Origin of the sequence: Bradyrhizobium sp. JR4.3 (genome assembly GCF_040547695.1) — a bacterium.
Classification (GTDB): Bacteria; Pseudomonadota; Alphaproteobacteria; order Rhizobiales; family Xanthobacteraceae; genus Bradyrhizobium; species Bradyrhizobium canariense.
On the sequence record NZ_JBEPQF010000075.1, the window covers coordinates 1 to 10,073 of the forward strand.

Below are 10,073 nucleotides of genomic sequence, written 5' to 3' on the forward strand. Positions count from 1 at the left end.
GTGGCCGCCTTCGTTCGGATTGGGTGGCCGCTTTCGATCGGAATCGCTGGCCGCCTTCCGTCGGAATCGGTGGCCGCTTTGCCTCGGATTCCGCAGAAGGCCCTGGAACGGGGGAACCGCGAGCTTCGGCAGGCCAACGAGATCCTGCGCAAGGCAAGCGCTTATTTTGCGATGGCGGACCTCGACCGCCGGTCCAAGCCATGATCGCCTTTATCGACAATCATCGTGGGCCGCATGGGGTCGAGCCGATCTGCAAGGTGTTGCCGATCGCCCCCTCGACCTACCACGCCCATGTGGCCAAGCGGCGCGATCCGGCCAGGCTGTCGGCGCGCGCCAGGCAGGATGTCAGGTTGAAGATCGATATCCGGCGCGTGTTCGATGAGAACTTCTCCGTCTATGGCGTGCGCAAGGTCTGGCGCCAGCTCAAGCGCGAAGGCTTCGACATTGCCCGTTGCACGGTGTGGCGACTGATGCGGGACATGGGTTTGCAAGGGGTCATCCGCGGCAAACCGGTCAAGACCACGATCAGCGACAAGGCGGCGCCATGTCCGCTGGATCACGTCAACCGCCAGTTCAAGGCACCGAGGCCGAACGTCCTATGGCTCTCCGACTTCACCTATGTCGCGACCTGGAGCGGATTCGTCTACGTCGCCTTCGTGATCGATGCCTATGCCCGCAGGATCGTGGGCTGGCGGGCCTCGCGCACGGCGCACGCAGGATTCGTGCTCGATGCGCTGGAGCAGGCCCTGCATGATCGACGGCCGGTCCAGCGTGGCAGGCTCGTGCATCATAGCGACAGGGCAGTCAAGACGTCTCGATCAAATATACCGAACGCCTGGCTGAAGCTGGCGTCGAGCCTTCGGTCGGGAGCGTCGGAGATTCCTACGACAAATGCTCTCGCCGAAACGATCAACGGTCTCTACAAGGCCGAAGTGATCCACCGACGTGGACCATGGCGAAACTTCGAGGCCGTCGAGTTCGCGACCCTGGAATGGGTCGACTGGTTCAACAACCGACGGCTCATGGAGCCCATCGGCAACATACCGCCGGCCGAAGCCGAGCAACGCTACTACGCCATGCTGGAACAACCGGCCACGGCGGCATAACTTAAACCAAATGGCCTCCGGCAATCCCGGGGCGGTTTAGTTTCCCAATTACCAGATCGCCACGGTTCAGAAGCGGCAAGCCTTCCGTCGAGCGGGGCCGACGCTTGCGCGAAATGCGCGCCAACCGAGGCACATCTGTTGAATTTACGCGTATTAGGCGTGCTGCACGCAGAAAATCTGCGCTAGATCGGGCCTACACTGTCCTTAATAGGTTAACCGAGAAACTAGGGAAAAGCGTCCATGACAAACGCAGCACGAGCTTCATCGTCAACACAAGTGACTCGCGATCAGCTGGAAACCGTTCAGGGGGCAATCGCCTTTGCTCGCCGCTCGCCGGAGGATAGGGCCCCCGAGGTCGTCGTCCCGAACTACAATGTCCCCTTGGGCTACGGCAGTTATGACGTGCAGATCCGCAACGCGCGCCCCATCGTGGACGAACTATCGCTTGACCGGGAAGGCTTCACACTCATTCAGCGCAAGGCGCCTTGGGCGAAAGAGGCTGATCCAGAAGTGATGCGCGACAAGTATCTGGAAGACATGGTCCCTTTCATCAAGGACTACTTCAATGCTTCGTGGGTCGTTCCCAAGAAAGATGCGGTCATTGTTCGTACGCCCGGAGCGGCGCTCCCAGCTGGAGAGGGCCATCGCCCTCTCGTAAGAAACAGCGCCGCTGGGTTTGCTCACGTCGATTATTCGCCGATCGCTGGCCCTATGATCGCTGCTCGCGAGGATCAAATTCAAGGCATTCCAATCCGAGCGTATTCTCGTCTGCTGATCATTCAAGCTTGGCATGCTCTGTCGCCGCCGCCGCAGGATATCCCGCTCGCGATGTGCGATGGCAGTACGGTGTTGGATACGGATTTGATCGAGACCGTCTACGAGGGCTTTGGCATCAAGCATAAGAGCTGGCATGTCCACTACAGCCCTCTTCACCATTGGTATTACTTCCCTGAAATGACGTCAGACGAATTCATCCTGTTTAAGGGCTATGATTCCGAAGACAGGTGCAATCCGAGGGGCGCTCACTCGGCGTTTGACAATCGTCTTGCTTACCCCAATGCAAAGCCCCGTAGGAGTGTTGAGGGCCGCTTCTTTGTCTACTACGACTAAGCGGATGGACGTGCTTCGACCGTCTCGGATCCTAAGTGCCCGAGAGCTTCTGGGCGAGCGGTATGCCGCTGGACATAGGACGAAGGTGGCTCGCAAATGGCTGCGGTTCCGCTCGGAGGTGCGAGCCCGGTCATCGACCAGGCGTCCGCGGGGCAATGCGCCGCCATTTTGGGAGCCCAAGGGCCAAGTAATGGACTGCTGCCTTAACCGGCGGCGGGCGGTTTGTTCCAAAGAAATTGCATCAGCGTCGTTCTCAAACACTACGGCGGCGACTATCCGGTGGTCAGCCCACGCCCGTTTGCTCAAACAAAATGAGTGAGCGACGAATGCCCATCGAGATTATCTGAGTGCCCGCTAGCCCTTAACTCACGAGGCGATGCTCACGAAACCTGTGGCTTCATTGCCTCTGATGATCTTGAGGAATCTTCACTAGTGATGCAACTGACCATCTAGTTTTTGCTTCAAAGGGGAACGTCATGACCAAACAGGAGCCTTCTGCCGATTTGATTCGTGGCTTGAGCCGACGCTCGCTCCTAAAATCAACGGCGGGCTTACTAAGCGTACCTTTCATCGCCCATGCCACCACCGCCTGGGCACAGGAAAAGCTTGCCGGTAGTGGCCAAGTCGTCGTGTTCTCGTTTGGCGGTTCGTACACGGAAGGACTGCGCAAATATGTCTACGACCCCTTTACAAAGGCGACGGGTATCTCTGTCGTCGATGTGATAGCGGATTTTTCCGAGCCGCAGGTGAGGGCGATGAGCCAGGCTGGGCGCGTCGATTGGGATACCGCAATCATTCAAGCATACAATTATCCGAACATGCACCAGGCTGGCATGTTTCTGCCCATCGACTACGACTTGTGGGACGATGAATCGCTCAAGGGGACACCACAGACGGCCCGTTTTGACGATGCGGTCGTCTCGTATGGAACGGCGACCCTGCTTGCTTACGACGAACGGGCATTTCCGAAAGCGGGCCCGAAGAACTGGGCCGATTTCTGGAACGTTAAGGATTTCCCTGGGCCGCGTGGGCTTCTCGGCGCCAATGCAAGGAGCAATATCCAGGCTGCACTCGCAGCTGACGGCGTGCCGCTTTCAGATCGCTGGCCACTGACCGAAGAGAAGATCGAAAGGGCATTCAAGAAACTCGACCAGATCAGGCCGCACGTGGCGAAATGGTGGACGGCCGGCGGAGAACCTGCGCAGCTGCTGCTCAACGGCGAATATGTGATGACAAACTGCTATGACGGCCGGGCCATCACGGCGATTCGCCAGGGGGCACCGATTCGCATAGTGTGGGATGGCGCGCCTATAACCTATAACTACTGGACGGTGCTCAAAGGCGGCCCGAATAGCAAGAACGCGCAGAAGCTGATCGCATTTGTAAACCGGGCTCAGATTGCCGCCGGCTCAACACTGGCCCTAGGCTATCCAGGTCCAAATATCAATCAGCTCCAGCATTTGCCGCCTGATCTCGTTCCCCTGCTGAGCATTAACGAAGAGAATGCATCGAAATTGGCGGTCGAGGATTCCGCTTGGCTCGCGGCCAAGCGTCCGGATGGTAAGTCGAACGCAGATTTCATCCAGGATCGGTGGCTGGCGTGGCGGGCCCGCTAATCGCGCAAGCTACCGCTGCGAAATCAGGGTCTTCGCCAACTTTGCCTCCGCGCCGTTCGCTGGCAGAGTTGGCTCCTGGAGCCAAAGGGCATCTTCGTCGGGAGCGTCTGGATCGCAGCTAACCTCAACCGTGCTCTACGTCGTTGGGATGCCTGCGTGATTTCCTGGCTCTCAGTCAGGCGGCCGGCGCCAGGATTTTAGGGTTTGCATGAGAGAAGGCCCTGCGCATCTTATCGCCTGTCGGAAATCTCAGCGCGACGTTGCCGAATGAAAGACGCCGTCGTGGGCCGGCCATAGCCGTCCGAAGGACGGCGTCGCTTCGCTGCCATTTGAAGCCCCTGATCGCCGACCTTCGGAGCGATCACCAAAATACAAAGACATGCCAAATTGCGCGTCTCAGCTGCAACAGATCCGCAGTCCCGGTAGCAGATTGCTCCGAATCACACCAAGAGCGGGTTGCGCGATGAACTCCATGCACCAAAACTGCTAAATGACGAGGGACTCGCTGAAATTCCGCGGTGTAGCGGCAAGCCTGGTAAAATGCTGCGCGACGTTCAGGGTAGCGTTTGAAGGAGAGCGAAACGGTCTGATGGCGGTTTGCGAGGACGAAGGACAAGCAGGTGGTTGTCGGCTCTTGGATTAGCCGTTGGCTTTCCAGGAAATGGACCGGACAATCATTCAATCATCTCTGCCATCGCTGCGCGGCGCACAGATGTGTTCGACACCAAAAGAAAATGGAGCCAAGCTTATGGCAACCATCACGCTTCCAGACCCCCAGGGCATCTTTGCTGAGGACCTCAAGGAGTCGCTCCTGCGCTCCAATTTGAGAGTGGGTGAGGTTCTTGTTCCGAACCGAGAGGCCTGCGGTGACTGCCCGCTGCTATCTGCCATTCAAAAGGAAGGGCAGAGACGACACCTCACAGCGAGGTAGCGATCGTAAGTTCCTCAACCTGTGCTGATCGCGTGATGGAATACGGTGCCGACCTCGGATACAACGCTTCGATTGAGGGAAACAACCAGACATGACAGCGCACTGCGATCTTCTGCCGCCTGAGGCAATCGACCAGCTACCCTTCACTCCTGCGGAATACGATGCTCGCCTTGCGGCATGTCGTAAGGCAATGCGCGAGCGCGAAATCGATTACCTCGTCCTCAACTCGCCCGAGAACATCTACTATCTCTCGGGTTTTATCACCCGTGGATATTACGTTTTTCAAGCTCTGGTCGTGACGCACTCCAACGAGCCGATTCTGGTGGTGCGTCGGTACGAGCAAGTCAACGTCGAATGGCTTTCCTACTATCGCAATTCCGCGATTTGGCAGGACACCGACGTCCCGGCCGAGGTGCTTGCGCGGACGCTGTCCGATTTGGGTGCGGCGGGAAAAACCGTCGGCGTGGACGCTAACTCTGTGTTTTTTACGGTCAGCGCGTATGAAACGCTATGCGCCGCCTTGCCCGAAGCCAAGTTCATCAATGGATCTGGGGTTATCGGGGGGCGCGCCATCAAGTCCTCACAGGAGATTGCTTACATCCGTCGCGCAGCTCAGGCGCGGAACGCAGGGTTCAAGGCGGCGCAGGAGGCCGCCCGTCCCGGCCGTACGGAGAATGACGTAGCCGCAGCCTTCCATCATGGAGCGATCTCCGCCGGGAGCGAGTATATGGCGGGACCTCCCTACGTTGTGTCCGGCCCGCGTACCGCACTTCCGCATGGAACCTGGGCTGGTCGACGCATCGAGAAAGGTGACCTGGTTCAGGTCGAGGGATCCGGCAGTTGGAGGCGGTACAGCGCTTCCCTGATGCGAACTTGGTCCATGGGTAAGCCAAGCGATAGTATTCGTCGGGCAGCCGATGCCTCCGAGGCCGCCCTCGACGCGGCGATCGCCGCCATCAAACCCGGGGCAACCAGCGGCGATGTCGATAAGGCGTGTCGCGGCGCCGTGGCTCGCGCAGGCCTCTCCCACGCCTTCGTCCATCGAACCGGCTACTCCGTCGGGGTCGGGATCTGTCCGGGCTGGGGTGAGGGAGCGATCATGGATCTGAAGGATGGAGATTCGCGCGTCCTGAAACCCGGCATGGTCTTTCATATCGTGCCGGTGCTTTTTCCTGACCCTAATGCGAGCGTCGGCGTCAGCGCATTGATACTCGTGACGGAGACCGGCGCCGAGATCATCTCCGATTATTCTCGAGAGCTAGAATGTGGATGACCATTCGAAAAGTCCTCGATTGTGCGCGAGCGCCGCGAATTCGCATAATGAATTCGCGTAGACCAAGTAATGGCCCGGTCGAAATACCGGGCCCCACCAAGAACCGACAAATCAAATCGGGAGCAGAAATGCCGAAATACAGGGTTGTAACGCCGAAGGGCGCGAGCTTCACGGTCGCAGGAAGCGACTATTCCTACGAGCGCGAAGCGCTCAATCCGATCTACGCCGAGAGCGTCGAGGCGCCGGCGAACGAGGCCGAGTTCATCGCCGCAGCGAGGACCGCCGGCGCCATCTACCCCAAGGGCATTCCGATCACCAAGACCATCATCGATGCGCTCGAGAGTTGCAAGGACCGTGCACCGGACGCTGGGCCGAGGGCCGTCCCGCGCTGCTCAAGATCCCGCGGCTGATGGGCCAGACGCTCGGCTTCATCTCGTTCCGCCGCGTCGCGCGCGCGGTTGCGAAACGCGCCGCGCCCTTCGACGGCGGCCGGTCGGCTTATTCAACATACCCTGGTAGAGATTGTCTGTGGCTCGTTGACCATTATGTCTCGATCTAACAGCCGTCTAAGCGGCGCGTTCTGTATCAGAGAGACGGATCGTAGCTCACCCTGACCAGCGTCTTACCGAAGTTCTCGCCCTTCAGCATGTCAACAAAGGCATCCGGGATGACCTCGATGCCTTCGCGGATGTCTTCGCGGTATCGTACCCGGCCGGAGGCGACCCATGGCACAACCTCGCGCAGGAAAGCATCGTGCCAACTTTCCACATAATCGCCCACAGAAAGATCTTGCACGCGGACCCGTCTGGCCTCAGCGCGCGCTTTCTCCTCCGCAGCAGGGTTGAGAGAGATATCCTCGCCATAGTGGGCGATCAAACCGCAGATGGTCATCCGCGCGTCCTGGTTGAATAGCGGCAGGACCGCATCGAACACCTTGCCGCCGACGTTTTCAAAATAGACGTCCACACCGCGCGGGCAGGCGTCAGCGAGGTCCTGCGCGAAGCTGGGCGACAGGTGGGAGACGCAGGTATCGAAGCCAAGCTCGTCCGTCACGTAACGGCACTTCTCCTCGCGGCCCGCGATCCCGATCACGCGTGCGCCGCACTGGCGCGCGAATTGGCCGGCGAGCTGGCCCACGCCTCCAGACGCTGCTGAGATGACAGCCGTCTCGCCGGGATTGGGCTCGCACTGAAGGATGACGCCCGCGTAAGCCGTGAGTCCCAGCATGCCCAGCACACCGAGGGCGTAGGAGATCTTGCCCTGCGCGGTGTCGATCTTGCGCGGGACCATGTAACTGGGCCGGGGAACACCTTCGCCCATCAATCCGTATTCGGCCCAGCCGTTGGTGTTGAAGACGAAGTCGCCGGGCGCAAGGCCCTTGATGCGGCTTTCGATAACTTGCGAGACAGTCCGCGCGTGGCACGGCTGGCCGGGCACGTCGATGCCGCGCGCCTTGTAGCGCCACTGGTACGGATCGAGCGACACATAAATCGTCCGCGTAAGTGCCTGCCCTTTGGCTGGACTGGGGATCGGCGCTTCGCGTAGCTCGAAGGTATTCAACTGTGGCCACGCCGGCAGCGGCTTGTCCGAAAGCGTCCAGTAGCGCGATCTCACTTCTACCTCCTAAATCGAGCGGAGCGGTCTGGCTCCGGGATACGGCAACTAACACGGGAACGCCACCAACTTTGCAGGGGCGCTCCGGTCCCGGCCGAAGCCGAGAGTAAACACGCAAATCTAACATTGCATCGAGGGGTGAAAGCTGCAGAGTCGCTCGGCTATCGAAAGAATAATGCGAGGCAAGCATTTCGTGCACATTTTAAGCATGATTTGCCAGCTCTCCGACACATTGTGGATCGCCGTGGGAAATTGCTGCTTTCCTAATTTCCGCAGTCTGTGGCTCATTGCTTCCTCTGCCGACGAGTTGCCCAAAGGTTTTGTCCAGACTGGAGGTGAAGTGGGTCCGCCGATGGACGTCCTGGAAACGCGACCGCAGGGTGACAACCCGGCCGCGTGCGGGCATCTTGTCGGAAGCTGTCACGGTGTTGCCTTGACTTGCAGGATTTCCGCAATGATGGGCTTGTTTTCGGAGCTATCATGCGCTGACGCGCGTTTAAGATGGACTCCTGCAATCTGAAACATAAAATGCGGGAGCAAAAAACAATGGGAAGCGCTGTGGAAGCGTTGTCGCTGACTCAGACCAGACGGGACCAGCTGAAGACCGTGAAAGGCACGTTGGCCTTTGCCAGGCGCTCACTCGAGGAAAAAGGCTCCCGAAATTAGCTATTCGCAAAGCGAGGTGCCCGCGCTCACGTACGGCGTCACCATTCGAGACGCGCGGTCGATCGTAAATGAGCTGAGCCTTGACAAAGAAGGCTTCACTCTCATTCAGCACGATCTGTCCTGTGCGAACAAGCAAAATCCGGGCGTAATGCGCGACAAATATCTGGGAGAAATGGTTCCGTTCATCAAGAACTATTTCAAAGCGTCATGGATCGTTCCGAAAAAGATGCGGTCATTATCCGCGCCCGTGGCGAACGGCCTGCAGGCATGAATGAGGCGAGCGCTCTCGTCACAAACGAGGTTTCCGGCTTTACGCATGTTGACTACTCGTCGATCGCTGCTCCCATGATGGCTGCACGCGAGAACCAACTTCAGAATATTCCGAATGTCGGTTCTTCGTCTATTTCGAGTAATGGTCAGGGCCAGTGACCTCGAACATGCTGGTCTAAAAGTGAGGGGAAGCGTTTTAGATGACAACAGTTCTTATCACCGGTGCCAACCGGGGCATTGGCCTCGCACTCGCCCAGCAATATGCCGCCACCGGAGCCAAGGTATTCGCGGCTTGCCGTAATCCGGCCAAGGCCGAGGAACTCCAGAAGCTAGCCACCTCGTCCAGCGGATGCGTGCGGGTCATCCCGCTCGACGTGGCCGAAAAGGCTTCGATCGCCTCTCTTAAGGCTACACTCGGCTCTGAGCCAATTGACATTCTCATCAATAACGCGGGTATCAATGGTCCTCGGCAAAAAGGTCTGTCCGTCGACCAGATCGAAGCCGAGAGTTGGTTGGCAACCATGCGGGTCAACGCCTTCGCGCCGATGCTCATCGCCCAAACGTTGCGCGACAATTTGAGGCGCAGCACTGAAAAGAAGCTCGTCGCCATCACCAGCATTATGGCATCCACCGCGGCGGCCGGCGGCGGCAACTACGCCTACCGGGCATCGAAGGCGGCGCTGAATAATGGGTTCCGGGGGCTATCGCGCGACTGGGCGGGTGACGGGATCCTCGTCGCGCTACTGAACCCGGGCTGGGTGCAAACAGACATGGTTGCTGACCAAGTGGCTTATATCTCGGCAGAGGAGTGCGCACGCGGCCTCATCAGCCGGATCGCCGAACTTGCGCCGCGCACGAGCGGCGTATTTCAGGACTACAGAGGTGTTGAGTGCCGCTGGTGAGCACCGCAGTGAATTCTCAAGCTCGTGCGAGCATGAGCTACTGGCGCGCGAGAGCGCGGCAGTAGCTTCGCCTCGGCAGAAGCTGGATTGACGGCACGATTGGCCCACACACTGCGGCTCCCGACCCGAAGAAAACGGGCGCGAAATCAGCGGGGATCTAGCAGCGCCAAACGGAGCCCGTACTGGCAGGGAGCAAGCGGGGGGTTCCCATCCGCTCAGCGAGAAGGTGAGCGGCTCTTTCGTGTGTCGGCCACATCTTTTCGGCGTTGGCGTCTAACTCGAGGCTAGCTTTGTGGGTGCTTGAGCAAACGCGGCAAAAGGAAGTCGCACCCGAATTCACGCTGCAGAGAATGCAGGGAACCGCACGGCGATGCACAAGGCCGCGAGCGGTTTCGTCTTTAAAAACGCCTGCCTTACCAGCGAGCTGAAGTTCGCACTTGGCTTCGCTCTTGGCTTTGCTTCGCCAGTTGAGAGCTATCGCCGAAAGTTCGTGACGGCGGGAATCGGAAAGGCGGCATATCGTGGGGGTGCTTGAAGCCTCCACTTCTCCACCGAAGGAGCGATGTCCCGTGTCCAACGATAACG

Annotated in this window: 8 protein-coding genes, 1 pseudogene and 1 other annotated feature; of the genes and pseudogenes, 8 read left to right on the forward strand and 1 reads right to left on the reverse strand. The window is 58.9% G+C overall.

Annotated features, from left to right (window positions below):
• The 6 genes and pseudogenes from ABIB91_RS41345 to ABIB91_RS41370 form a co-directional block, all read left to right on the forward strand.
• Positions 1-204, forward strand: a pseudogene (locus ABIB91_RS41345) (hypothetical protein); the annotation flags it as partial.
• Positions 159-275: a sequence feature (AL1L pseudoknot), on the forward strand. Its footprint overlaps the pseudogene before it by 46 nt.
• The gene (locus tag ABIB91_RS41350; protein ID WP_354172900.1) at positions 201-1,106 is read left to right on the forward strand and encodes an IS3 family transposase; all 906 of its coding nucleotides are present in this window, start codon (positions 201-203) and stop codon (positions 1,104-1,106) included. Its footprint overlaps the feature before it by 75 nt. The pseudogene ABIB91_RS41345 and the gene ABIB91_RS41350, both read left to right, overlap by 4 nt.
• 240 nt (positions 1,107-1,346) lie before the next feature.
• Positions 1,347-2,216, forward strand: a complete 870-nt coding sequence (locus tag ABIB91_RS41355; RefSeq protein ID WP_354172902.1) for a CmcJ/NvfI family oxidoreductase — start codon at positions 1,347-1,349, stop codon at positions 2,214-2,216.
• 476 nt (positions 2,217-2,692) lie between these two features.
• Positions 2,693-3,832, forward strand: a complete 1,140-nt coding sequence (locus tag ABIB91_RS41360) for an ABC transporter substrate-binding protein (RefSeq protein ID WP_354172904.1) — start codon at positions 2,693-2,695, stop codon at positions 3,830-3,832.
• 1,022 nt (positions 3,833-4,854) lie between these two features.
• Positions 4,855-6,036 carry a M24 family metallopeptidase gene (locus tag ABIB91_RS41365; RefSeq protein ID WP_354172906.1) on the forward strand — a complete coding sequence of 394 codons (1,182 nt, stop codon included), beginning with the start codon at positions 4,855-4,857 and terminating at the stop codon, positions 6,034-6,036.
• 128 nt (positions 6,037-6,164) lie between these two features.
• Entirely contained in the window at positions 6,165-6,446 is a 282-nt protein-coding gene (locus ABIB91_RS41370) for a hypothetical protein (RefSeq protein WP_502917099.1), read from the forward strand.
• 175 nt (positions 6,447-6,621) lie between these two features.
• On the opposite strand, the gene ABIB91_RS41375 is transcribed toward ABIB91_RS41370, so the two are convergent.
• The gene (locus tag ABIB91_RS41375; protein ID WP_354172908.1) at positions 6,622-7,650 is read right to left on the reverse strand and encodes an NADP-dependent oxidoreductase; all 1,029 of its coding nucleotides are present in this window, start codon (positions 7,648-7,650) and stop codon (positions 6,622-6,624) included.
• 682 nt (positions 7,651-8,332) lie between these two features.
• On the opposite strand from ABIB91_RS41375, the gene ABIB91_RS41380 reads away from it, so the two are divergent.
• Both ABIB91_RS41380 and ABIB91_RS41385 read left to right on the forward strand, forming a co-directional pair.
• The gene (locus tag ABIB91_RS41380; protein WP_354172910.1) at positions 8,333-8,587 is read left to right on the forward strand and encodes a hypothetical protein; all 255 of its coding nucleotides are present in this window, start codon (positions 8,333-8,335) and stop codon (positions 8,585-8,587) included.
• 199 nt (positions 8,588-8,786) lie between these two features.
• Entirely contained in the window at positions 8,787-9,488 is a 702-nt protein-coding gene (locus ABIB91_RS41385) for an SDR family oxidoreductase (RefSeq protein ID WP_354172911.1), read from the forward strand.
• Positions 9,489-10,073: the final 585 nt, after the last annotated feature.

Coding starts and splice junctions, on each gene's coding strand:
- ABIB91_RS41385 (WP_354172911.1), top strand. CDS start 8,787: ATGACAACAGTTCTTATCACCGGTGCCAACCGGGGCATTGGCCTCGCA.
- ABIB91_RS41355 (WP_354172902.1), top strand. CDS start 1,347: ATGACAAACGCAGCACGAGCTTCATCGTCAACACAAGTGACTCGCGAT.
- ABIB91_RS41360 (WP_354172904.1), top strand. CDS start 2,693: ATGACCAAACAGGAGCCTTCTGCCGATTTGATTCGTGGCTTGAGCCGA.
- ABIB91_RS41350 (WP_354172900.1), top strand. CDS start 201: ATGATCGCCTTTATCGACAATCATCGTGGGCCGCATGGGGTCGAGCCG.
- ABIB91_RS41370 (WP_502917099.1), top strand. CDS start 6,165: ATGCCGAAATACAGGGTTGTAACGCCGAAGGGCGCGAGCTTCACGGTC.
- ABIB91_RS41365 (WP_354172906.1), top strand. CDS start 4,855: ATGACAGCGCACTGCGATCTTCTGCCGCCTGAGGCAATCGACCAGCTA.